20 protein-coding genes are annotated in these 25620 nt (G+C 55.5%); 16 read left to right on the top strand and 4 right to left on the bottom strand.

The genetic code is table 11. The features are described from left to right. The first annotated feature begins 131 nt into the window (after positions 1 to 131). The gene (locus tag GXP52_08590; protein NOY87342.1) at positions 132 to 599 is read left to right on the top strand and encodes an ATPase P; all 468 of its coding nucleotides are present in this window, start codon (positions 132 to 134) and stop codon (positions 597 to 599) included. A gap of 71 nt (positions 600 to 670) precedes the next feature. Here the strand turns inward: GXP52_08590 and GXP52_08595 are convergent, their stop codons facing one another. The 3 genes from GXP52_08595 to GXP52_08605 form a co-directional block, all read right to left on the bottom strand. Next, positions 671 to 1255 (bottom strand): isoprenylcysteine carboxylmethyltransferase family protein, encoded by a 585-nt coding sequence (locus GXP52_08595; protein NOY87343.1) that lies wholly within the window; start codon positions 1253 to 1255, stop codon positions 671 to 673. Positions 1256 to 1450: 195 nt separating this feature from the next. Further along, positions 1451 to 2719, bottom strand: coding sequence for an HD domain-containing protein (locus tag GXP52_08600; GenBank protein NOY87344.1), 1269 nt, complete (start codon positions 2717 to 2719; stop codon positions 1451 to 1453). A gap of 229 nt (positions 2720 to 2948) precedes the next feature. Continuing rightward, positions 2949 to 3440, bottom strand: coding sequence for a hypothetical protein (locus GXP52_08605; protein ID NOY87345.1), 492 nt, complete (start codon positions 3438 to 3440; stop codon positions 2949 to 2951). Positions 3441 to 3549: 109 nt separating this feature from the next. Here GXP52_08605 and GXP52_08610 point away from each other — a divergent pair, with 109 nt between their 5' ends. The 5 genes from GXP52_08610 (at position 3550) to GXP52_08630 (ending at position 9319) form a co-directional block, all read left to right on the top strand. Beyond that, positions 3550 to 4188, top strand: a complete 639-nt coding sequence (locus GXP52_08610) for a hypothetical protein (GenBank protein NOY87346.1) — start codon at positions 3550 to 3552, stop codon at positions 4186 to 4188. 11 nt (positions 4189 to 4199) lie between these two features. Further along, positions 4200 to 5240 (top strand): tetratricopeptide repeat protein, encoded by a 1041-nt coding sequence (locus GXP52_08615; protein ID NOY87347.1) that lies wholly within the window; start codon positions 4200 to 4202, stop codon positions 5238 to 5240. Beyond that, a complete protein-coding gene (locus tag GXP52_08620) occupies positions 5212 to 6759 on the top strand; it encodes a PDZ domain-containing protein (GenBank protein ID NOY87348.1) in 1548 nt (515 codons plus the stop codon). The genes GXP52_08615 and GXP52_08620 overlap by 29 nt, the downstream gene beginning before the upstream one ends. Further along, on the top strand, positions 6759 to 7673 hold the full coding sequence (locus GXP52_08625) for a FecR domain-containing protein (GenBank protein NOY87349.1): 915 nt from the start codon (positions 6759 to 6761) through the stop codon (positions 7671 to 7673). The genes GXP52_08620 and GXP52_08625 overlap by 1 nt, the downstream gene beginning before the upstream one ends. 137 nt (positions 7674 to 7810) lie before the next feature. Beyond that, positions 7811 to 9319 carry a PDZ domain-containing protein gene (locus GXP52_08630; GenBank protein ID NOY87350.1) on the top strand — a complete coding sequence of 503 codons (1509 nt, stop codon included), beginning with the start codon at positions 7811 to 7813 and terminating at the stop codon, positions 9317 to 9319. Positions 9320 to 9464: 145 nt separating this feature from the next. On the opposite strand, the gene purU is transcribed toward GXP52_08630, so the two are convergent. Then, the gene (purU, locus tag GXP52_08635) at positions 9465 to 10331 is read right to left on the bottom strand and encodes a formyltetrahydrofolate deformylase (protein NOY87351.1); all 867 of its coding nucleotides are present in this window, start codon (positions 10329 to 10331) and stop codon (positions 9465 to 9467) included. 582 nt (positions 10332 to 10913) lie between these two features. On the opposite strand from purU, the gene gatC reads away from it, so the two are divergent. From gatC to GXP52_08685, 10 genes are all read left to right on the top strand, one after another. Continuing rightward, the gene (gatC, locus tag GXP52_08640) at positions 10914 to 11204 is read left to right on the top strand and encodes an Asp-tRNA(Asn)/Glu-tRNA(Gln) amidotransferase subunit GatC (GenBank protein ID NOY87352.1); all 291 of its coding nucleotides are present in this window, start codon (positions 10914 to 10916) and stop codon (positions 11202 to 11204) included. Between the two features lie 13 nt (positions 11205 to 11217). Next, positions 11218 to 12675 carry an Asp-tRNA(Asn)/Glu-tRNA(Gln) amidotransferase subunit GatA gene (gatA, locus tag GXP52_08645; protein ID NOY87353.1) on the top strand — a complete coding sequence of 486 codons (1458 nt, stop codon included), beginning with the start codon at positions 11218 to 11220 and terminating at the stop codon, positions 12673 to 12675. A 276-nt stretch (positions 12676 to 12951) separates the two neighbouring features. Continuing rightward, positions 12952 to 14385: an Asp-tRNA(Asn)/Glu-tRNA(Gln) amidotransferase subunit GatB gene (gene gatB, locus GXP52_08650; GenBank protein ID NOY87354.1), complete on the top strand. Its 1434-nt coding sequence runs from the start codon at positions 12952 to 12954 to the stop codon at positions 14383 to 14385. Positions 14386 to 14511: 126 nt separating this feature from the next. Beyond that, entirely contained in the window at positions 14512 to 15564 is a 1053-nt protein-coding gene (gene mtnA, locus GXP52_08655) for an S-methyl-5-thioribose-1-phosphate isomerase (protein ID NOY87355.1), read from the top strand. 6 nt (positions 15565 to 15570) lie between these two features. Beyond that, a complete protein-coding gene (gene glnE, locus GXP52_08660; protein NOY87356.1) occupies positions 15571 to 18684 on the top strand; it encodes a bifunctional [glutamate--ammonia ligase]-adenylyl-L-tyrosine phosphorylase/[glutamate--ammonia-ligase] adenylyltransferase in 3114 nt (1037 codons plus the stop codon). Then, positions 18665 to 19582 (top strand): branched-chain amino acid transaminase, encoded by a 918-nt coding sequence (locus tag GXP52_08665; protein ID NOY87357.1) that lies wholly within the window; start codon positions 18665 to 18667, stop codon positions 19580 to 19582. Before glnE ends, GXP52_08665 begins: the two co-directional genes overlap by 20 nt. Next, positions 19575 to 22232 (top strand): DNA polymerase I, encoded by a 2658-nt coding sequence (gene polA, locus GXP52_08670; protein NOY87358.1) that lies wholly within the window; start codon positions 19575 to 19577, stop codon positions 22230 to 22232. The genes GXP52_08665 and polA overlap by 8 nt, the downstream gene beginning before the upstream one ends. 64 nt (positions 22233 to 22296) lie before the next feature. Continuing rightward, positions 22297 to 23289, top strand: a complete 993-nt coding sequence (locus GXP52_08675) for an NAD-dependent epimerase/dehydratase family protein (GenBank protein NOY87359.1) — start codon at positions 22297 to 22299, stop codon at positions 23287 to 23289. Positions 23290 to 23309: 20 nt separating this feature from the next. Beyond that, positions 23310 to 24491 (top strand): pyridoxal phosphate-dependent aminotransferase family protein, encoded by a 1182-nt coding sequence (locus tag GXP52_08680; GenBank protein NOY87360.1) that lies wholly within the window; start codon positions 23310 to 23312, stop codon positions 24489 to 24491. Between the two features lie 6 nt (positions 24492 to 24497). Beyond that, positions 24498 to 25619, top strand: coding sequence for an N-acetyltransferase (locus GXP52_08685; GenBank protein NOY87361.1), 1122 nt, complete (start codon positions 24498 to 24500; stop codon positions 25617 to 25619). Position 25620: the final 1 nt, after the last annotated feature.

The raw sequence follows: 25620 nt of genomic DNA on the forward strand, positions 1-25620 counted from the left end.
GAACTAAAGGCTATTGCCGGAATTTGTGATATATTCGATATAGAAACCAAGGTACATCACGATAATGCGTACCTTATTTGCGGTGTCAGAATCGCCCATGTCGTTACCAAGAGACTTTTTACGAGGCCGTCATGATTAGAATCAAAATTCCGGGATGGAAAGAAATTTCTCTTTTTCACCTCGTTCTCGACATGAACGGAACCCTGACCCTGGACGGCCGGCTGATTGAAGGGGTAGAGGGGAACCTGCTGAGTCTTTCCTCCAGTCTCGCAATCCACATTTTGACCGCCGACACTTTCGGGACCGCCCATGAGGTTTTTCGGGATCTCCCCGTGTCCCTCGACCTGATTCCCGGTAAGGATCAGATTCGGGCCAAGGAGGCGTTTCTCCAGGGTCTGGAGGGGGATGCCGCGGCCATGGGCAACGGAAGGAACGATGCAGGAATGCTCGGGGTGGCGGCCATCGGTATCGCCGTACTCGGCCCGGAAGGAGCTGCGTCGCAGGTGGTCCAGGCGGCCGACGTGGTGGTCAGGGGCGTTAACGACGGGCTTGGCCTGCTGCTGAACCCGAGGAGGCTGGTCGCCACCCTGCGGCGCTAGGGTTTTTGACCCTGTTCCCCAGCCCTTTCCCCGGTCTATCGATGCATGTTCTCACCAGGTTTATCTTATTGCTAAGGAATAACAGAGGACACACGGCATGGTATTCCAAGCCATCTCCCGGTTCTTGATTTGTACGAACGGTACTCCTCTCCATAAATACGCTCAAGATAAGGCTCCGCCAGCCGAGTAGTATACAAACAGATAACAATAGTGGCCGCTCCAGTAAGCACAAAAGCAAGCCCTGATCGGCCGGCAAGCGATATACCTGAAAGATAAAGAAGACAGCCGATAAACTGCGGATTTCTACTCCATCTATATATCCCGGTGGTTATGAGTTCTGAAATGTCCTGTCCGCAACTTCTGCGCAAGGAGCGGAACTCAATCATCCCTGTTGCCAATACAACAATACCAACCACAATCAAAACCAAACCACCCGTTAAGGCGAATATCTTGTTAAGCGGTATCAGCCACAACCCATATAGCGACGAGAGGATTATCGCCAGATGGTAAAACCCCCACATAACAAACCAAAGGTTCAAAAGTTTATTTGTGAAGACCCCATTTCTATCATAGGTCTTCTTAATCTCGGAAAAAACATATATTCCCAATACCACCCATATGCCTATGGAAACACTCAAACCTATGTACAACCACATTATTATCTTCCTTCTCTTGTTTGGATCATACTGGAAATGGGTGCCTGGAACCCGACGTCCAAAGTTCAACGTTCAAGGTTCAACGTTCAAGGTTCAACCACCACCCGTTCGCGGTGAGCCGCTCCTTAACCCGATAAGGTACGCATTACCCGGAGGACCTCATGCTTTCAATTGTCAATGATCAGATTCATGCACTTATTTGTGCGACAATTCAAAAGAAAACTGCTTCTCGTAAAACTCTCTTGCAGCATTTTGTTTGTCAGCTACGTAGGAATAAATTTCTTCATAATTCTCGAAAAGCAGGTTGACGATTCTGGTATCCAGAAGGCGATTATCAGAAAGCTGTTTAAGGATTTGAACTACACCGTCTTTGGACATACCTTTTCTATATGGTCGATCTTCAGTCAGTGCGGTAAATATATCTGCAACCATCATAATTCGCGCCCCTGTGCTCAGGTCGGCTGCCGTGCAGTGAAAAGGATATCCTGATCCATCAGGTCTTTCATGGTGATAAGCGGCCCATTCGGCAATCTGCTTAAGACCTCCGATGGTATTAATCACAGAATAGGTATAGTAGGTGTGTGATTTCATAACCGCCATCTCTTCTTTTGTAAGTTTCCCGGGTTTATCCAGAATGCTGTTAGGAATCGCCAGTTTACCTATATCATGCAAATTCCCTGCAACCTCCATAAGCCCTATTTCTGTTGCCGTCAGGCCAAAAACTTTTGATAGCATAGAGGCAGACGCGGCAACACCTGAAGAATGTGTTGAAGTAAAACGAGAACGGAAATCAATTATATTCCGAAAAAGCTCCGATATTAAGGATATATCCGAAAAGTCTATTTCTGTTTTTCTGAAAGGTCCTTCGTTAAGGAGAAAAGAATATAACCTGGGAGAAACCAGGTCCAACCAGAATTCTTCGCGATTAGAGATCGCCAGGAAAAGATCTATAGCCTGAGAATGAAAAAGAGAACCAGACAAAGCTTCTATTTCAAGGATAATATTTTCATGCTGATGAAGAATATAATGATCTCGTTTTATTTCACGCTCAAGATGATCGGCAAGAAATAATAATTGTGAATCGAAAACAAGAGGAGTTTCAATTGATTCTTTCCAATTTTGCCATTCGTTGTGATGACATCTGATTATTTTTGACGACTCCTTTAACCACGGTATGTTACTGAACAAAATTTCACCGCGTATGCAATGACCTTCGGTGTTTTCGACTTCAGAATTTCGAAGGGAGATTTTTTCCTCCAATGAAAGAGCGCCGATATCATGGAGCAATGCAGCTATGAAAATATTTTCCAATCTTTCATTTGTGAGACCTGCCGCTTTCCCCATTTCCCACACAACAAATGCCGTCCTTTGTTGATGTTGAATTAATGAAGGATCGGCCAAATCCATGGCATCGGAGAGTGAAAGGATAAGATTGCCTAAATTGACTGTAATTTGACGCTGCATATCGTTTCCCCCAAATTATTTCAGCTGACCAGCTACGACTTCGTAAAAAAGATATTCTTCCAACTATTTGAAAATATGGTTTATCCTGGAACCCAACGTTCAAAGTTCAAATAACAACGTTCAAAGTTCAACAGGAAAAAGAAAGTTCAATGCCGATGCCTGTTTTCAGCAGGTTTATCCTACTGCCAAAGAATAGCAGATGGCATCCGGTATGGCAATCTGATCACCATTATCGTGGGTATTCGGCCTGGACTGTGGGTGGACTTTCAAAGGGTCCGAACTGTTTGAAAAGAAGGGTGCAAATAGAAGGCAAATAGGACTTGACCCCATTGGATTGAAGCGTAAAATTAAGACGCCGGAGCGTTTCAAAGATTTTCAATCGTTTAAAGACGGGATTTTTCTCTATGAGAAGATGTTTTTCTATAACGATCGTTTTTCTTGTTATCGTTGTCGGAGGGACATTATCTCCCGGCGCCGCGTGGGCGTATGAGATAACGCCCACGTTCGACTGCGAAGCAACGATACGTGCATGGAAATTCGATCCCAAATACCGGGAATACGCCGCCACCTGCTCCTGCCCCAACCCCAACCCCCATGCGGCTCCGGTGTGCGATGACAATACGCCCGCCTCCAGCGGGCCGGCTGCGCCATATTCCAGCGGGAACCCCAACGATCTTTCTTTCACCCTGATGCAAAGCTTTATGCAAGGCTTCTTCTCCAACCTTTTTTCATCCTCCTCAGCCCCCGCTTCCAATGGACTTCCGAAAACGCCGCCGTCATCACTTAAACTTAACCCGCAGTACATGAAAGCCTGGCGGAAGCTTCAGGAAATGCGGCTCCCACCGGAAAAGGCGAAATTCATCATGGCGGAGGCGCTGAGGAGCCAGCGGCAGGCTCTTCGTCCCTACCGACCGGGTGATGTATTACAGCAGGCTGCCTTGAGTCGCTGCCTATCCTTAAAAGCGGCGAAAAGGGCGTCTGGCGGTGGCGGCGGGAGTATGGAGGAGGCTTCATGGCTTCTGAGACAGGGTGCGTTTGCGCTTTCCGGTGATCTGGTGGAGGCCGCTCCCGGCTCTTGCCCGCCTGTAACTGAACCCCATTCAGGCGCGGTTCACGGTGCGAACCATGTGGCGCCGCCTGCAGAACAGTTCAGGGCCGCTGTCCAACTCCTTGACCGGAAGAGGGGGACCTGGGAGAAGGCGAAAAAGTCTATCGGCGAGGCGAAGAAAAATCTGTCCGAATGGGAAGAAACCAGGGTTCGTATTTCGTCTGAGGTCGATGCTGCCGCGACGGAGGAGGAAAAAAAGGAAAAGAAGGCATCCCTGGAGGAAGTGATGAAAGCGCTCGCCGAGGCAAAGGAAGAACTCGCTGACGCGAATAACTTCGAGAAGAACAGCAGGAAGGATTTCATGGAAGCGGACAGGCGGGCTCAGGACACCGGTAATGCCATACTGCGGGAGCAGCGGTGAGAACCCCAAAGATGATTGGGGAAAGGAGCGTATTTCCCCCCGGACGCGGGTGCCGGCCGGCCCTTTTCATCCTGGCCGCGTCATTGTCTGTCATCATCCTTCAGACATCCATCGCCTCAGGCGCAAACAACGGCAGGGCTGTCCCTTTCCTCGACCTGTACCGCCCCGCCGGGAAACCCGGGATTCAGGTTGCCGCGTTCAAGTCTTTTGGATCCACGCGGATTCCATATGCTGACGCAACGGTGTTCGTCGTGTTACCTGACGGCGGGGCCTGGTTCGGAAAAGCGGACTTACTCGGCCGCTGCGAGATCCCGGCGCGGGTGATTCTACCCCATATTGAAACGAAGAGCGGCCCGGCGACCTTGCGGGTTGCCCTGTCGCTTAACGGGACCGTGGATGAGAAGAGGATCACCGTCTCCAAAAGCGAGCTTGTTCAGTATGCTGATAGCGCGGCCGACAGTAAGGTTGAAGAGGGGAACGCCCTGGCGCGGAAGGGTGGGCTTCGTGAGGCGATCTCCCTTTACAGGGAGGCGCTTGTCTTAAATCCCCTTTCCTCGCGGGCGGCCTACAACATCGCCTTCGCCTACGAGAAGCTGGGGATGATGCGCATGGCTGTCGCCGCCTACGCGGATTACCTGCTTCAATGCCAGGCAAAGGCGCAGGATCGGGAGGACGTCAAGAGGAGAGTCATCAATCTTTCCCGGGGGTTGACCCCCCCGCCCCCCGTGCTCGCGCGCATCTTCGGCATGCTTGACAAGGCGTCCGCGCTTGCCGTTGGGGGAGATTCTTTTGGGGCCTTGCGGCTCTACGAGATAGCCCAGTCCGTCGCTCCCTGGTGGGCGGAACCCTACTACGGTGCGGGAATCGTATACTACCACTTAGCGATCCAGAACTCTTTTTCCTATGCGGACAATGCCATCCGCTGTCTGAAGAATTTTCTGGCCGCCGTCCCCCCGGAGGACGCCAGGATTGAGGCCGTACGAAAGAGGGTAAAAGATCTGCTGACAATAAAGGAGGGATTAGATGCACCGAAAACAGTTTCTTCATACTAGCCTTCGGATGAGGACAACGGTTCTTTACGCCTTGACTCTGGCCATGGCGCTGTTTCTTGTCTCCTGCGCCGGGGGGCAGGTCAAGAAAAAGGAGCCGGTCTACCGTTTAGGTGTGCAGATCTCTACGTTCGCTCCCCTGGTCGCGCATGATCTCGGTCTGCCCGAGGATATCAAAGGTGTGCTTGTCATGGCTGTGTCCCAGGGGTCGCCTGCGGCTACGGCGGGGGTCCGGTCCGGGGACGTCATCGCGGGAATAAAGATGCCTGACGGAAAACTGCAGGAAACGCCCGATACCACTGCCCTTTTAGAACTGCTCAAGAAGATGCCCATAGACCGGTCGGTAGCGCTTTCCATCCTGCGGGACGGAAAAACGATGGATATCTCCAGCATGCGGAGCACCAGGCAATTTTCCGGGTACGTTCAGCCCGGGTCCCGGCCCGAGCCGAGGACGATCAAGGTGGCGCCGGACGGATCCGGCGACTGCCGCACCATCACCGGGGCCATGCTTTCCGCCCGTCCGGGCGACACGATCCTGCTCTCTCGTGCTCCCGGTCCCGGCGGGGTGTACGGTTCCTTCCAGCTCTTCCTTGACAACCTGACCGTTCGCTCGGAAGACCCGGCGAACCGGGCGGTTGTGCAGCAGATCGTTGTGGATGGCCTTTCCGGAGTGAAGCTGGCCGACCTCGAGTTCCAGGTGAGCCAGCAGGGAAGCTGGCCCGGAGTGCATGTCCAGGGTTCCAAAGAGGTGACGGTGGAAAACTGCACCTTCTCAGGATATGTAAAAGCGGTCACCATCAGCGGTTCCAGAGAAGTCTTTATCAGTGGCAACCGTATGGAAGAGAATGCCCTGGGAATATTGGTGGATTCCGGTTCGGAATTTAAAATTAAGGATAACCTGATTACCGGAACCGGGGTCCGGTGGGCCGACAGTAAGGGGATCTACATCTCAGGTTCCCGTGGAACGGTTTCGAATAATACGATCCTTTACTACAAGGTAGGGACCGAAGCGTTTATAAATGACCTGAAGAACGGCGGGTATGGCGGGTATAATGTTACCGGCGTAGGTATCTACGTGGGCCAGGGTTCCAACGTTTCCATCGAGAACAACATCGTGTATGACAACAGCGCCGGGATATACGTGCAAGCGGGCGAAACAACCCACTACCGCGTCGAGTACAACGATATCTTTCAGAATACCATGGAGACCGGACAAACTGGAAGTAGAGACTTTGCGGATTACCTTACCGGCTCCGACTGGAACATATCAAAGGGGGTCAAGAAGAGGCATGAGTCGTCGCCCATTCTGTCGCTTTCCATATGGGACCACAACTACTACGCGCCAAACCCCATGCCCCTTTCGCGGACTAACCTTTCCCGGGATCCGTTTTTCAACGACCCTGTGCGCGGCGACTATCGCCTGGCCGCCGACTCGCCGCTCGTCGGAAGGGGCAGAGGCGGAACCTACATCGGAGCTTTCCCGCCGATAGAGCAAAAGGCAGGGACCGGGGAGTTCAAGTAATGACGGACGGAATGCAGGGGCGACCGCCGGGAACGCGGCGGATTGCCACTTCTGCAGCGCTTATTCTGATACTGGCGTTCTTCCTGCCGGCGGTTTCCTTCGCCGGGACGCAGGAAGGGTGGATCTCCGATTACATTGCGCGGCTGGTCAGGACACGGGATGAGGCCGGCCGGAAGGTCAGGGACACGGAACGAACAGTATCAAAGACGGACCGGCTCCTTTCCCTCGCCAGGGAAGCGAACAATACTCAGGCCGAAGCGTTGGCCGGAGAGGCCCGGACCATTGCTCTCGCCGCCAGGGAGAAGTACAGGCGTGCCCTGGACAGGTCTGAAGCGGGCATCAGGATGGCCCGTTCTTATTTGGAGAAGTCCGACGCCGATGCCGGCTATGCTCGGAATACGGGAGTATTTTTTCGTATGGGTACAGTGGATGTTCGACGGGGCGGCACACAGGTCTGGAACCCACCCGGAGAAGGCGCGGTGGTCCTGGCCCCCGGCGACTCGGTGCGTACCGGTTCCGACGGTCGGGTCGAGCTGCGGGTGATGGCCGACGGCTCACGGATAGATGTGGCTCCAAGCACCACCTTGAAAGTGATTAAGGACGCTATAAGGCTTGATCTGGGAAAGGTTCTTCTCAGGATCGCAAAGGGTATTAACCGAAAATTGATACGCTTCAGGGTGAAAACCCCCGTGGCGGTGTGCGGGGTGCGGGGGACCGAGTTCGCCGTCCATACGGAGCCTGACGGCCGGACGGTGGTTTCCGTTCTCGAAGGGAACGTTGAGATAACCAGTCTGAATGGCGGAGAGCCGGTTATCCTCAAAGCGGGGCAGGAATTGGTCATTTCCTCGGACCACCGCCCCTTGGTCCCCCGGAAATTCGACCTCGCAGAAATCAGACGCGGTTTTGAAATGTGAAAATAAGGGGACCTTTGAAAGCAACGGCGGGCGCCGGGACTGGAATGTGAAACCCTTGTGAAACATGTATGTAAGTATGGGAATATAGGTGTAGGAACGCAGCACAATAACCGTGCTAACCATAAGGGAGGGTATTGATGGGTCGAAAACAGTATTTTCATACCAGTCTTCGGATGAGGACAATGGTTCTTTACGCCGTGGTTCCGGCCATGGCGCTGTTTCTTGTCTCCTGCGCCGGGGGGCAGGTCAAGAAAAAGGAAGCGGGTTATCGTATCGGCGTGAACATGGGTACCCTCAATCCCGCATTGGCGCAGGATCTCGGTTTGCCGGGGAACCTGAAAGGTGTGGTTGTCGTGGCGGTGTCCCAGGGGTCGCCCGCGGCTGCGGCGGGGATCAGACCAGGGGATGTTGTCCTGGGGATAAAAACGGCGGACGGAAAGCTGCAGGAAACGCCCGACACCAATGTATTCGTAGAGTTATTGAAAAAGATGCCGATAGATCGCCCGGTGAAATTCTCCGTGCTCCGCGGCGGAAAAACGATGGATATTTCCAGCACGCAGGGCACCGGGCAATTTTCCGGGTACGTTCAGCCCGGGTCCCGGCCCGAGCCGAGGACCATCAAGGTGTCGCCGGACGGATCCGGCGACTGCCGCACCATCACCGGGGCCATGCTTTCCGCCCGCCCGGGCGACACGATCCTGCTCTCTCGTGCTCCCGGTCCCGGCGGGGTGTACGGTCCCTTCCATGTTTTCCTGGACAACCTGACCGTTCGCTCGGAAGACTTGGCGAACCGGGCGGTTCTGCAGCAGATTCTTTTAAAGGGTCTTACCGGTGTGAAATTGAGCGGCCTCGATTTTAGGGGGAGTCCGCAGGGAAGTTGGCCGGGGGTGCATATCAACAACTGCAACAGGGTCACGGTGGAAAACTGCACCTTCTCCGGGTACTTCAGGGCGGTGGGCATCCGCGCCTCCCAGGGGGTTTCCGTTACGGGCAGCCGTATGAAGAAAAACGCTCAGGGGATCGTTGCTTCTCAAACGGATTTTAAAATTAACGGCAATCTTATTGTCGGGGCACAAAGCGGGGGGCACGACAAGCAGGGGATCTGGATCTCAGGTTCCCGTGGAACGGTTTCGAATAATACGATCCTTTACTACAAGGTAGGGACCGAAACGTTTATAAATGGCCTGAAGAACAGCAGGTATAATATTACCGGCGTAGGTATCTACGTGGGCCAGGGTTCCAACGTTTCCATCGAGAACAATATCGTGTATGACAACAGCGCCGGGATATACGTGCAAGCGGGCGAAACAACCCACTACCGCGTCGAGTACAACGACATCTTTCAGAATACCACTAAGACCGGACAGACGGAAGATGGAGATTACGCGGATTACCTTACCGGGTCGAACTGGAACTTCTCCAAGGGGACCAGGGTCATAAAGAAATCGTCTCCCCTCCTTACGGTTTACGGATGGGAGCATAACTACTTTGCTCCCATCCCCGTGCCCCGCTCACGGACCAACCTTTCCCAGGCTCCGTTCTTCAACGACCCGACCCTGGACGATTATCGGCTGGCCGCCGACTCTCCCCTCGTCGGGAGGGGCAGAGGCGGGACCTATATTGGAGCTTTGCTTTCCCGCCGATAGAGCAAAAGGCAGGGACCGGGGAGTTCAAGTAATGACGAACGGGATGCGCGACTCTGGACCCTTCGACAGGCTCAGGGCAGGCTCTGGACTCTGGACTCAGGACACTGGACTCTGGACTTCAGGTTCCGTACCCCGGAACCTGAACCTACCCTCCGAAGACCACCGTTTTCCCATTGTGGATCAGCACTCTGTTTTCAACGTGCATTCCAACCGCCCTGGCCAGCACCATCTTCTCGATGTCCAGGCCTTTCCTCTTCAGCGTGATCACGCTGTCGCGGTGGGTCACAGGGACAACGTCCTGAAAGATGATGGGACCTTGGTCCAGCTTCTCGGTAATGTAGTGGCTCGTAGCGCCGATGATCTTGACCCCCCGCATGAATGCCTGCCTGTAGGGATCGGCCCCGACAAAGGCGGGAAGGAAGGAGTGGTGAATATTGATGATACTGTTGCGGTAGCCGTTGACGAACTTGGATGACAGGATCTGCATGTACCGCGCGAGGACGATGGTATCGATATTTTCTTTCCTGAGAAGCTCCATCACCTGTTGTTCCTGATCCTTTTTATTGTCCTTCGTGACCGGGAAGCAGTGGAATGGAACGTGGTAGTATCCGGCGATGTCCCTCTGGTCCTCGTGGTTGCTGATGATGCAGGGGATATCCACCTGGAGGTGGCCGCTCCGCCACCTGTACAGGAGATCAAGGAGGCAATGGCCCTGCCTGGAGACCATGATGGCTATCCGTTGTTTCCGGTCTGAGAAGAAAAGTCTGTGGGCCATTCCCAGACGCCAACAGACCTTGCTGAACTCATCATCCAGGTCCTCCCGCGGGATCTCGAAGCCGTCCATGTCCCAGCGGATCCTCATGAAGAACATGCTCTCCACGGGATCGGTGTGCTGGTCGAGGTAGACGATGTTCCCGCCGTGATCGAAGATCCAGTTGGTAATTGTGGCGATGATCCCCTTTGTATCCTTACCCTGGATCAGCGCGGTTACTATGGGGGCCTTGTCACCCATGCTCAATCATCCCCTTTACTGTTGGTAGGGTCGTAAAAAGTCCATGAATGGCTTTTTACTCCACGGAAAGCGAAAAGTGTCATTTTCACTTTCCTTACAAATCAACAACCTGTCCCGTAAATCGATGACCTGCGGGACAAGTCATTGATTTGGGCGCCCCTTAATGGGCGCGATGATGATTTCTTACGAAGTCATCATCTTTAGGTAGGGTCGTAAAAAGTCCGTTAATGGCCTTTTTTCTCAACGGAAAGCGAAAAGTGTCATTTTCACTTTCCTCACAAATCAAGAACCTGTCCCGCAAATCGATGACCTGCGGGACAAGTCATTGATTTGGGCGCCCCTTAGCGGGCGCATTGATGACTTTTTACCAAGTCATACGAAGTCATCAATATTCATTGTAATGAATATTCGTTGTCGATGCTGGATGATATTATAACGTGCTGTATTTTAAAGAAAAGATAATAAAGGTCAACATGTATTAGGGCTGAGACTTCCACCCTCTTCATTATTCCTCTCGACTGTGCTAATTTTCTTCCTTTCGGATCAACCTGAAACAGATATTACGTGCGGAGGAAAGCTCCCGTGAAAATTACCCCCGAGCTGGTGGAACACGTGGCCGACCTGGCCCGCCTGAAACTGTCCGGCGATGAACAGAAGAGGATGGAGATCCAACTGGGTGACATCCTTGCCTATATCGGTCTTCTGGACGAACTGGACACGTCCGGTGTTTCCCCGACCTCCCACGTCATCGAGGTATTCAATGTCTTTCGGGATGACGAGGTGAGGCCGTCTTTTCCGGTGGAAAAGAGTCTGGCCAACGCTCCAGATAGATCCGGCACCGCCTTTAAAGTCCCGCGAATCATTGAAGACTAGGAAAAAGAGCCCCATGAAACTTTACAGCAAGACCATACATGAGCTGCATGAGGAAATGAAAGAGGGCCGCCTCACCTCAACGCAGATTACAAAGAGTGTTTTTTCCCGCATTGCCGAGGTGGACGACCGGATCGGTGCCTATCTGACCCTCACTGAGGAGTCGGCCATGGAAGCGGCGGAGAGGGCTGACGGCCGGTTTGGCAAAGGTGATTTTCTGGGCCCTCTGGATGGAATACCCATAGGATTAAAGGATATCTTCCTTACCGAGGGGGTCAGGACAACCTGCGGCTCGAAAATTCTGGAAAACTTCATCTCACCCTATGATGGGACAGTGGTTGCGCGGCTTAAACAGGCCGGCGCAGTGATTTCCGGCAAACTCAATATGGACGAGTTTGCCATGGGATCGTCCAGCGAGAATTCCGGGTTCTTCCCGGTTCACAACCCGTGGAATATCGGCCGGGTTCCGGGAGGGTCATCGGGCGGGTCCGCCGCCTCCATCGCCGCGGGCGAGGCCATCGGTGCGCTGGGAACCGACACGGGAGGCTCCATCCGTCAGCCCGCTTCGCACTGCGGCGTCGTGGGCATGAAGCCTACCTATGGCAGGGTGAGCCGCTATGGGGTCATCGCTTTCGCCTCGTCCCTAGACCAGGTCGGCCCCTTGGCAAAGGACGTTACCGATTGCGCTATTCTCCTGAAGGCCATCGCCGGTCATGATCCGGCCGACTCCACATCCGCGAAGCTCCATGTCCCTGACTATCCCTCCCTTCTCACAGGGGATGTTGAAGGTATGAAGGTGGGAATTCCGGATGAATATTTCGGGGAGGGGCTTGACCCTGGAGTAGAGGACCTGGTCCAGAAGGCGGCGGCGGCCCTTGAAGACAGGGGGATGGAACTTGTTCCTGTCACGCTTCCCAGCACTCGTTACGCGGTGGCCACATACTACATCATCGCCCCGGCGGAGGCGTCATCTAATCTCGCGCGCTATGATGGGGTCCGCTTCGGTGCCCGTTATCCCGATGCCGGGGGACTCATGGAGATGTACAAGGAAACCCGCAGCAGGGGATTCGGGCCCGAGGTGAAGCGCCGGATCATGCTCGGCACCTTCGCCCTGTCGTCCGGGTATTACGATGCCTACTACGGGAAGGCTCAGAGGGTTCGCACCATGATTCGCAGAGAGATGGATGAGGCGTTTTCAAAGGTGGACGTGCTTCTCTCTCCCACCGCCCCGACACCGGCGTTTCCCATCGGGGATAAGATCGACGATCCCCTGAAAATGTACCTTTCGGATATTTTTACGATCCCGGTGAATATCGCCGGGGTTGCCGCTCTGTCGTTGCCCTGCGGCCTGTCGGTGGATGGCATGCCTGTGGGTGTGCAGCTCACCTCCCCCGCCTTCAAGGAGGAGGTCCTGCTCAATGTGGCCTTCGCCTACGAAAAGGAGAGAGGAAAGTTCCCGGAGTGCCCATTGTAAATACGTTCCACGTTCAAGGTTTAACGCCCAACGGGGAAAGCACCTTCAACGTTCAACAATGATAGGGTCGCAAAAAGTCCATTTATGGCTTTTTGCTCTACCCATCAGTGGGCGCATTGATGACTTTTTGCGATGGTGTCAACCATTGAACTCTTGAACCTTTGAACCATTGAACCTTTGAACCATTGAACTCTTGAACCATTGAACTCTTGAACCATTGAACCTTGAACGTGGAACTCGAAATCTGATTCAGAGACTGTTGCGGAGAGAAAAACAATGGACTACGAAGCGGTTATAGGGCTGGAGATTCACGCCCAGCTTAAAACGAATACCAAAATCTTCTGCGGCTGCAGTACCAGGTTTGGCGAGAAACCCAACGCCAACACCTGCCCGGTGTGCCTTGGAATGCCCGGCGTCCTGCCGGTTCTCAACCGCAAGGTGGTGGAATATGCCATCATGATGGGGCTGGCTACGCACTGCCGCATCGCGGAAGAGAGCGTATTCGCCCGGAAGAACTACTTCTATCCGGACCTGCCCAAGGGGTACCAGATCAGCCAGTATGAACACCCATTGTGCGAGAAGGGGTGGGTCGATATCAGCACCAACGGCGAGTCCAGACGGATAGGGATTACCCGGATTCACATGGAAGAGGATGCCGGCAAGCTTGTACACGAGGGAGCCATGGGGTCGGCTTCGTTCAGCCTGGTTGACCTGAACAGATCCTGCGTCCCCCTGATCGAGATTGTCAGCGAACCGGACATCCGATCCCCCGAGGAGGCCAGGGGATACGTTCAGGCCCTCCGGGACATCGTGGTCTACCTGGGCATATGTGATGGAAATATGGAGGAAGGCTCTCTTCGGTGCGACGCCAACATCTCCATCAGGCCCAGGGGATCGGATACCTTTGGCACAAGGGCTGAGATCAAGAACATGAACTCCTTCCGGTTTCTCCATGCCGCCCTTGAATACGAGATCGAACGGCAGATCGAAATCGTGGAAAACGGCGGTCATGTTGTCCAGGAGACCCGCCTTTTTGACTCCACCAGAGGGATGACGTCCTCCATGAGAGGTAAGGAGGATGCCCACGATTATCGATATTTCCCGGAGCCCGACCTGGTCCCGATCAAAATCGATGAGGACTGGATCAAGAATGCCGAGGGAGCCATGCCCGAGTTGAGGGCCGCCAAGATGAAAAGGTTTGCGGCGGAACTGGGGCTTCCCGAATACGACGCCGAGGTCCTGACTTCGGATCCTGAGGTCGCCGCGTTCTTCGAATCCGTGGTGAACGCCGGCGCCGGGGCCAAGGCAGCCAGCAACTGGATTATGGGTGAGTTCATGCGTCTTGCCAAGGACAGCGGGGTCGGGGCTGCTCGCGTCACTCCCGCTCAGATGGCTCGCATTATCACCCTGGTGGAGACTCAGACCATATCAGGGTCCGCGGCGAAGGCGGTCTTCGAGGAGGTGTTCACTACGGGCGGTGACCCTGACAGGATCGTGGATGAACGGGGACTCGCCCAGGTTTCAGAGGACGGCGCCATCAGGGGTGAGGTCCGGAAGGTCCTTGAGGCCTACCCGGCCGAGGTGGAACAATTCAGGGCCGGCAAGGATAAGGTTCTCGGCTTCTTCGTGGGTCAGGTCATGAGGGCGATGAAGGGTAAGGCGAATCCCAAAATTGTCAACGAGATATTAAGGGAATTACTGTCGGAATAGAAGCGCTTCTGACGTCCCTGACGGGGCGTGTATGGGAGTAGGGGAGCATGGGAGTATCGATGTATTCTGGACTCTGGACCTTGGACTCTGGACTTTGGGTTCCGGCATCGGAAACGTGAAGTGAAAATGAGTGAGATCAGGCCCATATTCTGGGATCCATCAAAAAAGGTTCTGACCCTTCTTGACCAGTCCCTCCTCCCCGCTGAGCGGGTCTATCGCGGGTACTCCGACCCCCATGGGGTTACCGAGGCTATCAGGTCCATGGTGGTACGCGGCGCCCCGGCGATAGGGTGTGCGGCCGCCTTCGCTCTGGTCATGGCCGCGGCCAATTATTCCGGCGCGGACCCCGCTGAACTCGGGGTTCAGGTGAAAGCCGCCTCTGTGGAGATGGCGTCTGCCCGTCCCACCGCGGTCAACCTCTTTTGGGCCATAGAGCGTATGGGACGCCTGCTGTCCGAGACTGAGGATCGGGACTGTTCCTGGGTCAAGGAGGCACTGGAAGCCGAGGCCATGGCCATTTTCAGGGAGGACCTGGCCGCATGCCGCCGCATTGGGGACCTGGGGGCACGGCTGGTTCCCGATAATGCAAGAATCCTCACCCACTGCAACGCCGGAGCCCTGGCCACCGCCGGGTACGGGACCGCCCTTGGTGTTATCCGTTCGGCGGCCGGTGACGGCAGGGTTTCCATGGTCTGGGTGGACGAAACCCGTCCGGTTCTGCAGGGGGCACGGTTGACGGCGTGGGAGATGGTGGAAGATGGAATCCCCGCTACCCTTATCACCGACAATGTGGCCGGCTCTCTAATGGCCTCAGGCAGGGTGGATTTCGTAATCGTGGGTGCGGACCGTATCGCGGCCAATGGGGATGTCGCCAACAAGATCGGGACCTACAGCCTGGCTGTTCTGGCTCACTATCACCGGATTCCCTTCGTGGTGGCGGCTCCAACGTCCACGGTTGATCTCTCAATAGCATCCGGTGCGTCTATCCCCATCGAGGAACGTTCTCCGGCCGAGGTTACCGGATATGGGAACCTGTCATGGGCCCCCGATGGGATCGCCGTATTCAATCCTGCCTTCGATGTGACCCCGGCGAATCTGGTTACCGCCATCATCACGGAGCGTGGAATCATGACACCGCCCCTCGACCAGGGCCTGTCAGGGCTTCTGGAGTCCGGGTAACAGCCTATGTCCAAGGGAGACGGCAGGTCCCTCATCTCTCTCGTAAAGCACAGCGGCAGGATCGCCGACGCCGCTTCTCTGGCCCCTCTTTTTCAATCTCTCACGGATATGGCCGCTTCCAAAGGCCTGTCGGAAGGCTTTGTCCACCGGGCCGTGAGCAGCGTCCTGGAAACAGCGGATCCCCCGGCCGCCCTCAATCGGCTGGCCAGAGTTCTGTCCATAACCGACGATCCCAACTTCCTCTCCCTTATGGAAGACCCCGACGGTCTCAGGTCCCTTCTGTCGATTTTCGGATACAGTAACTTCCTGTCCTCATTGATTATCCGATCCCCGGAGAATTATGTCTGGCTCATGCGGGAGGTGGGATTAGCCGGGACCAGGTACTCCTCGTCCATGCGGGAGGAGCTGGAGGGTAAAATCAGGGGTGATGTCTCCATAGAAGATGCCTCGTTGATACTCCGGGCCAACAAGTACAGGGAGATGCTCCGGATCGGTGCCAGAGACCTGTTGGGGGTCGCGACCCTGGAGGAAACCGTCCACGACATTTCCAACCTCGCCGAGGCCTCAATAGATGTGTCGGTCCAGGTGGCCACGACCCATCTGAAGGCGAGGCATGGTATCCCCCTGCATGTGAGCAGCCTGCAAACTACCCGGCCGGGAAAATTCTGTGTACTTGGAATGGGAAAACTCGGAGGGGAAGAGCTTAACTACAGTTCAGACGTGGACCTCTTTTATCTCTATTCGTCTCATGAGGGGATGACCACCGGAAGGCGGTCCGCTTCCGGCGGCTACCGCGATGCTATCGACAACCACAGGTTCTACGTCAAGCTGGGGGAAACCGTCACGCATCTCCTTAACGAACGAACCGCCGAAGGAATGGTGTTCCGCGTGGACCTTCGTCTCCGGCCCGAAGGGGAGGCCGGCGAGATCGCCTATTCCCTCTCCAGCCTGGAGGTGTACTACCAGTCGTGGGGAAGGACCACCGACAGGCTTGCCCTGCTGAAGGCCAGACCGGTAGGCGGCGACCAGCGGCTTGGGGAGGATTTTCTTGACCTGATGACCCCCTTTATTTATCGGAGGCATCTTGATTATACGGCCATTGAGGAGATCGGCCTTCTGAAGGAGAAGATCGATCGGCAGGTTAGCAGGGCTCCGCCCGGGGTCACAGACATCAAGCTGGGCCGCGGCGGGATCAGGGAGATCGAGTTTCTGGTCCAGAGCCTGCAGCTTATCCACGGCGGTCGAAACCCCGCTATCCGGGAGAAAAACACTCTGAGAGCCCTTGACCGGCTGATGAGAAACGGGTTCCTGACCGAGAGGGACGCGAGTACCCTGCGGGATGCCTACATCTTCCTTCGAACGGTGGAACACCGGGTTCAACTGGTGGAGGAACGCCAGATCCACACTTTGCCGCGGGATCCGGAGGGGCTTGAAAGGCTGGCCTATGTCATGGGCTTTTTTCGGGATGGCCGGGGCGATCCGGATGCGTTTGACGGAACATTGAGCAGGGTTGCCGGAAATGTGCGGACCTGTTATGAACGTCTGTTCTTCACCGAAAAGGGCCACGGGGCCACGGAGGGGACGTGTGAATCGAACCTGTTGAGGGAAAATCTGACCCGGGAAGAGGCCGTAAACGAACTGAAGACGGCCGGTTTTTCCGACCCGGAGGAGGGGTATCGAAACCTCCTCCTCCTCAGGGACGGCCCCGCGTATGGCCATTTTTCAGATGTCTGTCGGAACCTTTTAAGACGCATTGCTCCACGTCTTCTCGATGAACTAAAGTCGGTGCCGAATCCGGATGCTGTTCTTGTCAATCTGAACCGGTTCATCGGCAGGGTAGGGGCGAGAGCCTCCTACTATTCCATGCTGGCCGGCAATCCCGAATCAATCCGTTTGCTGGCTGTTCTCTTCGGTTCCAGTCCATTCCTTTCCAGCCTTCTCATCCGCCAGCCTGACCTGCTTGACCTGATGGTGATGGGGACCGATCTTTCCGCCTCCAAGCCGGCTGAGATCATGGAGGATGAGGTAAGGGGAGTGCTGCTTTCAAGCCCTTCCTTCGAGGACGAGCTGGTCATGCTGAGGAGATATCGCAACGGGGAGATCTTTCGCATCGGTCTGGGCGACCTGCTTGGATTAAGGGACCTGCCCGGTATCAACGGGGAGCTGACTCTCCTTGCCGAAACCCTTCTTCAGACCTCCTTCGACCTGGCCGTCAGGCACGTGGTCGCCCGGGGTGAAAAACCATCCGGCTCTTTTGGAGTAGTAGCCATGGGAAAGATGGGCGGGGGGGAGATGAACTACAGCTCCGACCTGGACCTGATTTTCCTGTTCGAGGGGGCAGAAAAGGAAAGGGAGGATTACACCCGGGTAGCGCAGCGGATGATTACCATCCTCACCAGCCCCACAGGGGAGGGTGTGCTGTACCGTATTGACATGAGGCTCAGACCTTCCGGTCACTCTGGACCCCTGGTGACAACCCTCGAGGCATTCAGGCGCTATCACCTCGAGGAGGCAATGGTGTGGGAGCGCCAGGCGTTGATCAAGGCCCGCTGGGTGGCCGGGAACCGGGAGCTCTCCCATGAGATAGAAAAGACCTTGGACGAACTTATATATACCCGCCCTGCCGGCAGGCAGGATCTTTCCGAAATCATGCGCGTCAGGCAGAGAATGGAAAATGAAATTGCAGATGAGGGCAAAGGGGATTACCTTGACATCAAAGCCGGACGGGGAGGGTTGGTGGACATTGAATTCGCGGTCCAGGCGCTCCAGTTGACCTATGGCAAAAGGTATCCTCGGATCCGTTCCACCTCGACCTTCCATGCCCTGGATTCCATTCGTGAAACTGGACTTGTGGATGAAAAACAGTATAATATCCTGCGCCGCTCGTATCTCTTTTACAGAGAAATCGAGGATCGTTCCCACCTCCACAGCGACCGACCCGACCATCGGGTACCCCTGGATGAGGAAAAGGTCAAACCACTTGCCAGGACGCTCGGGTATACCGGGAAAGGTGAAAAAGCGGGGGAGTTTCTCCATGATGTACAGGACACCAGGGAGCAGGTCAGGAAGGCTTACCAGGATATTTTAGGGAGGATTATTCATGGTTGTACCGGTGGCTAAAATCTGGATGAACGGTGGGATGGTTGACTGGGCCGACGCCCAGGTACATGTACTGACCCACACCCTGCACTACGGCATGGGGTTCTTTGAGGGTATCCGTTTCTACAAAACACCGGAGGGCCCCGGGATATTTCGTCTCGAAGACCATGTAAGGAGGCTCTACGATTCCTGTAAAATATGCAGGATAGAGATCCCCTATGACTGGGATACCATCTGGAATGCCCACCTTGATGTCGTAAAGGTCAATGGGCTCGAGGACGGTTATATCAGACCCGTGGTCTACCTGAAGGACGGCCCCATGGGTCTCCTGGTCCAACAGGACCATCCGGTGGGTGTCTTCATCGCGACCTGGTCCTGGGGGGCCTACCTGGGCGAGGATGGGCTGGAAAATGGTATCCGGACGAAGATCTCCTCTTTCGCGCGCAACCACGTCAACAGCCAGATGACAAAGGCCAAGGTCAACGGGGCCTACGTCAACTCCATCCTCTCCAAGATGGAGGCCCACCAGGCCGGTTACGACGAGACGATCATGCTCGATACCGATGGGTACGTCAGCGAGGGGAGCGGGGAAAACCTGTTTATCGTCCGGGACGGGGAGGTCAGGACAACATCCCTGACCTCCATTCTCAAGGGGATCACCAGGGATACGGTCTTTGTCCTCGCGAAGGAGTTGGGATACCGGGTTACGGAGGCCAGGTTCACCAGGGACGAGCTGTACGTGGCGGACGAGGCATTCTTCACCGGTACGGCCGCCGAGGTTACCCCCATACGGGAGGTGGATGACAGATCCATTGGAAAAGGCAGACCGGGACCTGTGACCCGGGCCATTCAGGAGGCCTACTTCAAGGCTGTCCACGGGAAGGACCCGAACCACAGGGCCTGGGTAACTGTTGTCTAGTCTCTATCTTATTGACGGCAGTTCCTATATCTATCGCGCTTATCACGCCATACGCGGCCTGTCCACAAGGGATGGTTTTCCCACAAATGCCGTGTTCGGCTTTGCCAATATGCTGCTGAAGATTCTGCGGGATCATCAGCCGACCTACGTTGCCATAGTCCTGGATTCCAAAGGGCCCACATTCCGCCACGAACGATACCCGCAATACAAGGCCAACCGCCCCCCCATGCCCGAAGATCTCAGGGTTCAGCTGCCGCGCATTGAAGAACTCATTGATGCGTTCAATATCCCGGCCCTGCAAAAGGAGGGGTTCGAGGCCGACGACATCATTGCCACCCTCGTAAAACGTTGGTCCGGGAAGGTGGACAGTACCGTCGTCGTTTCGTCGGACAAGGATCTCATGCAGTTGGTCTCCGGGCGTGTCCGCATGCTCGATACCATGAAGGAAAAGTGGATCGGGGTTGAGGAGGTCCGGGAACGCTTTGGCGTGGACCCTGAGCGGGTCCCGGATGCCCTCGCCCTGGCGGGCGACACAAGCGACAATGTTCCGGGACTGCCGGGCGTTGGTCCAAAAACCGCGGGGAAGCTCATATCCGCCTACGGTACCCTGGAGGGCCTCATCGAAAGAAAAGATGAGATTGATGGTAAGGTCGGCCGGAATCTTGCTTCCGGGGTAGACGCTGTCCGACTGGCCCTATCGCTGGTAACCCTCGACAGGGATGTTGATCTTCGTATTACCATGGACGATCTTACGGCCTGCGGGCCTGATGTGGAGTCCCTCCGGACGATCTTCCAGGAACTTGGTTTTACCAGCCTTATCAGGGGACTGACGCCGCAGACAAGCCTTGGCCGCGAGGGTTACCATATCATCGGCAGCGAGGAGGAATTGATAGATCTGGCCGGGCGTCTTCGGGGTGTCGATATTCTGGCGGTGGACACGGAGACAACCGACAGAGATGCCATGAAAGCCCGCCTGGTGGGCATCTCCCTTTCATGGGAACCGGGCCGGGCTGCCTATGTACCCCTGACACACAGCTACCTCGGGGTTCCCCGGCAGATACCTGAACCACGGGCCAGGGAGATTCTCGGCCCCGTTCTCGGTGACCCGTCCATCCACAAGGTCGGACAGAACGTCAAGTACGACATGAAGGTGCTTGCGCGTTCCGGCTGGGCGCTTGAAGGCGTTCGATGGGACACGATGATCGCTTCCTACCTGGTTAACCCTTCCAGACGGTCCCACAGCCTTTCGGAGATCTCCGCGGAGCGGCTCAACCACACCATGATCTCCTACGATGAGGTCACCAAGAAGGGGAAAAAGCGGATACTGTTTTCCGATGTCCCGGTGGAAGAAGCAGGGATATACTCGTGCGAGGACGCCGACGTAACTTTCAGGGCACTGAAGCCCCTGCTGGAGGACCTCGAGAGGATGGAGCTTCTCGATCTGTTCCAGAATGTGGAGATGCCGTTGGTTCGGGTTCTCAAGGAGATGGAGATGGTCGGGGTGCTGCTGGATATCCGGCCTCTTCTGGATCTATCCTCGGAGCTTTTGGACAGGCTCAAGGAGCTGGAGGCAAAAATTCACATGGAGGTCGGCAGACCCTTCAACGTCGGTTCTCCCAAACAGCTTTCCCATGTTCTGTTCGAGGTCCTGAAGCTCCCCGCGCTCAAGAAAACCAAGACAGGATACTCCACCAGCAGTGATGTCCTTATCGAACTTTCCTCAAAACATCACCTGCCGGCCATGGTGCTCGAGTACAGGAGCATGGCGAAGCTCAAATCCACCTACCTTGATGCCCTTCCCGCCCTCATCAACCCGGAGACCGGGAGGATCCACACCTCGTTCAACCAGACCGCCACTGCCACAGGCAGGCTTTCGAGCTCCAATCCCAACCTGCAGAACATCCCGATCCGGACCGAGCTTGGCAGAAGGATACGCGGGGCGTTTGTCGCGCCGGAGGGAAGTGTCCTGTTGTCGGCGGACTACTCCCAGATCGAGCTGAGAATCCTTGCCCACCTTTCCGGGGACACGGAGCTGTTGGAGGCGTTTCGCAAGGGCGAGGACGTCCATGCCAGAACCGCCCGGCAGGTGCTCGGTGCCGGCGAGGATGTGGAACCTGAGCTGAGAAGGCGGGCCAAAGTCATAAATTTCGGCATCATCTACGGGATGAGCGCTTTCGGGCTGTCAAAGGAGCTTGGAGTCCATCCGAAAGAGGCCGCGGAGATCATCGATGGATACTTTGACGTCTATTCGGGGGTAAAGGCCTATATTGATCGGACGCTGGAAGAAGCCAGGACGAACGGATACGTCATGACGCTCATGAACCGGCGACGCTACCTCCCGGAGCTCACGAGTGCCAATCCAAACCAGAGGCAGCTCGGGGAGCGTATGGCGGTAAACACTCCCATTCAGGGGACGGCGGCGGATCTCATCAAGGTGGCCATGATCGCGATCCACGGGGAACTGGGGGAACGGGTCCCGGAGGCGAGGATGATACTTCAGGTTCACGATGAACTTGTTTTCGAGGTACCCGAGGATCATCTCGCCCGGACCTGTGAGATCGTCAGGGATGGCATGGAGAAGGTTGCAGCGCTGCAGGTCCCGCTTGTTGTTGATTTGGGAACAGGCGCGAACTGGGCGGAGGCCCATTGATGTTGATGACTTTTGCAAAGTCATCAACATTGACCGTTCTTCTACCGATGTGGTACGTTTTTTCATGATTGACCGGGATATCCGTTCCTGCTTCGTAACCGGTGGAACAGGATTTATCGGAAGCCACCTGGTGGACCATCTTCTTAAGCAGGGGGTGAAGGTACGCTGCCTGGTCAGGAGGCCGTCCAAGCTCAGGTGGCTGGCGGGGCGGCCTGTTCAGATTATACAGGGTGATCTGGCCTCTGACGAGGCTCTTGCGGCCGGCGTCGCCGGTGTCGACGCGGTATTTCACCTTGCCGGCCTCGTTGCAGCGGGAAGCCGGGAGGAATACTTCAGGGTTAACGCGGACGGGTGCCGGAGCCTTGTGAAGGCGGTTGGTCTAAGTGGGGGAAAAACCACCGTTTTGGTCTACGTTTCAAGCCTGGCGGCTTCCGGGCCCAGTGAAGCGGATGGGGAGGTTACAGAGGAGGATTCTCCGGCGCCCATTACCTCTTACGGGATGAGCAAGCTTGAGGGGGAAAGAGCTCTGGAGGCCGCCTCGGGCCGGCCGATCGTGATTGTCAGACCCCCCGCCGTGTACGGCCCGAGGGACAGGGAGATTCTCCCCTTCTTTCGCATGGGAAACAGGGGATTCTTTCCCATCATTAACAGCGGAGCGCGTATCAGTCTCGTTCATGTGGAGGACCTGGCAAAGGGAATCTATCGCGCCGCGTGTTACGGCGGTCCCGGTGAAGCCTACTTCATCACCGGGCATGAGACAGTCAGGATCTCCGATATGCCTCGGTTCCTTTCGGAGGCTCTCGGAAAAAAGGTAAGGGGGGTGAGGATTTCACCAGCCCTTGTGAGCGTGGCGGCGGGTCTTTCCGAGGCATGGGGAAGGATCCGTGGCCGGATGCCCGTTTTTAACAGGGACAAGGCCAGGGAGCTGGCCGCGCCCGGTTGGGTGTGCAGTTCCGCCAAAGCGTTGAGGGATCTTTCGTTCCAGGCTGAGATCAGCATCAAGGATGGTTTTTCGCAGACAGCTCGATGGTACAGGGAGAACAACTGGATCAGGTAAGACCAACGAGGAGGATGAAAGTGGGAATTTTCGACAAGTGTTGTCAGCTCGAACGGCTCCAACAGGTGCGCGAGGCTGGTCTGTACCCCTATTTCAGGGTTATCGAGTCACAGCAGGATCCGGAAGTGATTATAAACGGGAAAAAGATAATCATGTGCGGTTCCAACAACTATCTGGGTCTTACCTCTCATCCCAAGGTCAAGGAGGCCGCCGTTGAGGCAACCCGGAAGTATGGCACGGGGTGTGCCGGCTCGCGTTTTCTCAACGGGACACTGGATATCCATGTAAAGCTGGAGGAAAAACTGGCAAGGTTTTTCCGCAAGGAAGCCGCGCTGGTTTTTGCAACCGGTTATCAGACCAACCTCGGTGTTATATCAGCTCTTGTGGGCAGGGGGGATGTTGCCGTCAGCGACCGTCAGAATCACGCCTCTATCGTGGATGGATGCAAGTTGAGTTATGGGGAGATAAGGAAGTTCCGCCACAACGACGTGGAGGATCTGGACCGGCTTCTGGATAGCGAGCGGGATCGGAACAAGCTGATCATCGTGGACGGTGTTTTTTCCATGGAGGGCGATATCGCTCCCCTGTCCGAGATTATTGCCCTGAGGGGGAAACACGATTTCGGGATCATGGTGGACGACGCGCACGGTGTGGGCGTCCTGGGTGAATCGGGAAGAGGGACCAGTGAGCATTTCGGCATGGAGGATGAGGTGGACGTCATTATGGGGACCTACAGCAAATCCCTGGCGACCATCGGCGGGTTTGTGGCGGCCTCTCAGAAAATAGTGGATTATCTGAAACACTCCAGCCGCTCCATGATCTTTTCCGCCAGTCTGAGTCCGGGCAGTGTCGCTGCGGTAAGCGTGGCCCTGGACATTATTGAGGATGAACCCGAGCGTCGGGAAAGGTTGTGGAATCATACGAACTGGATGCTGGAGGAATTCCGGTCCCGCGGTTTTGACGTGGGCCACGCCGCCACTCCCATTATCCCTATCGTGGTGGGAGACGATTTGCTCGCTTTCAGAATGAGCCTCATGCTGCTCGAGGAAGGCGTCTTCACCAATCCGGTGGTCAGCCCGGCCACTCCGGCGGACAGGGCACTCATCCGCACCAGCTACATGGCCACCCACACCGAGGAGCACCTCAACAGGGTCATGGACGCTTTCGTGAAGGTGGGGCGGGACGTCGGGCTGATAGGGTGACAATCCATGATGAGTCTTAAAGTAGTTGACGCCGAAAGCGGAAGCGCCCATCGCGACTTCATCGGGCTTCCCTGGGCCATCAATCGGGATGACCCCTACTGGGTCCCGCCCTTAAGGAGGGAGGTCGCGAAACTCCTTTCCCTTAAACACCCCTTTTTCCAGCACGCCGAACGAAAACTTTTCCTTGTAAAGGACGGTGAACAGCCCGTTGGCCGTATAGCGGCCATTATCAACCACAACCACAACAGGTTTCACGACGAGAAAGCGGGGTTTTTCGGGTTTTTCGAGGCGTTTCCCGATCCGGGCATATCCTCGGTGCTGTTTGCTGCGGCGGAGGGGTGGCTCCGGGGAAAGGGCGCTGAATTCGTCATGGGACCCATGAACCCCAGCACCAATGAGGAGTGCGGCCTGCTGGTGGACAACTTTATGTCTTCACCCTTGGTGATGATGACCTACAACCCCCCCTACTACATGGATCTGATCGAGGACGCAGGGTACGCAAAGGCCAAGGACCTTTATGCCTATTCCTTCAATACCCCCCGGACCATCCCTCCCAGGCTGGAGAAGCTTACAAAACGGATCGAGAAACGAGAAAAAGACCTTGTAACCCGGCCGGTGGACATGAAGCGTTTTGCCCGGGAGATCGAGGTGGTAAAAGCCATCTATAACGATGCGTGGGAAAAGAACTGGGGGTTCGTTCCCATGACCGATGCCGAGATGGATCAGATGGCCAAGGATCTTAAACCGATCATCGTTCCGGAACTTACCATCCTTGCATTCATCGGTGACGAACCGGCGGGCTTTATCATGAGCCTTCCGGACTACAACCAGGTCCTGAAGGTACTCGATGGCCGGATGACTCCATGGGGTGTTTTCCGGGCAATAAGGGCGGCGAAGAGGATACGGACGGGTAGGTGTATAACTCTGGGTGTGAGGGAGAAGTTCCGAAAACGTGGGCTCGAAGCGCCCCTGTTCGCGGCCACTCTGCGCGCCGGTATTGAGAAGGGATATCGGTACGGGGAATTTTCATGGATTCTCGAGGACAACACCCTGGTAAACGAAACTATCAACAAGGTATTCTCCGCTACTCATTACAAGACCTACCGGATTTACCGCAAAGACCTGTAGG

Source organism: Deltaproteobacteria bacterium, assembly GCA_013151915.1.
Taxonomy (GTDB): Bacteria; BMS3Abin14; BMS3Abin14; order BMS3Abin14; family BMS3Abin14; genus BMS3ABIN14.

Coding starts and splice junctions, on each gene's coding strand:
- GXP52_08590 (NOY87342.1), top strand. CDS start 132: ATGATTAGAATCAAAATTCCGGGATGGAAAGAAATTTCTCTTTTTCAC.
- GXP52_08595 (NOY87343.1), bottom strand. CDS start 1,255: ATGTGGTTGTACATAGGTTTGAGTGTTTCCATAGGCATATGGGTGGTA.
- GXP52_08600 (NOY87344.1), bottom strand. CDS start 2,719: ATGCAGCGTCAAATTACAGTCAATTTAGGCAATCTTATCCTTTCACTC.
- GXP52_08610 (NOY87346.1), top strand. CDS start 3,550: ATGCGGCTCCCACCGGAAAAGGCGAAATTCATCATGGCGGAGGCGCTG.
- GXP52_08615 (NOY87347.1), top strand. CDS start 4,200: ATGATTGGGGAAAGGAGCGTATTTCCCCCCGGACGCGGGTGCCGGCCG.
- GXP52_08620 (NOY87348.1), top strand. CDS start 5,212: ATGCACCGAAAACAGTTTCTTCATACTAGCCTTCGGATGAGGACAACG.
- GXP52_08625 (NOY87349.1), top strand. CDS start 6,759: ATGACGGACGGAATGCAGGGGCGACCGCCGGGAACGCGGCGGATTGCC.
- GXP52_08630 (NOY87350.1), top strand. CDS start 7,811: ATGGGTCGAAAACAGTATTTTCATACCAGTCTTCGGATGAGGACAATG.
- purU (NOY87351.1), bottom strand. CDS start 10,331: ATGGGTGACAAGGCCCCCATAGTAACCGCGCTGATCCAGGGTAAGGAT.
- gatA (NOY87353.1), top strand. CDS start 11,218: ATGAAACTTTACAGCAAGACCATACATGAGCTGCATGAGGAAATGAAA.
- gatB (NOY87354.1), top strand. CDS start 12,952: ATGGACTACGAAGCGGTTATAGGGCTGGAGATTCACGCCCAGCTTAAA.
- mtnA (NOY87355.1), top strand. CDS start 14,512: ATGAGTGAGATCAGGCCCATATTCTGGGATCCATCAAAAAAGGTTCTG.
- glnE (NOY87356.1), top strand. CDS start 15,571: ATGTCCAAGGGAGACGGCAGGTCCCTCATCTCTCTCGTAAAGCACAGC.
- GXP52_08665 (NOY87357.1), top strand. CDS start 18,665: ATGGTTGTACCGGTGGCTAAAATCTGGATGAACGGTGGGATGGTTGAC.
- GXP52_08675 (NOY87359.1), top strand. CDS start 22,297: ATGATTGACCGGGATATCCGTTCCTGCTTCGTAACCGGTGGAACAGGA.
- GXP52_08685 (NOY87361.1), top strand. CDS start 24,498: ATGATGAGTCTTAAAGTAGTTGACGCCGAAAGCGGAAGCGCCCATCGC.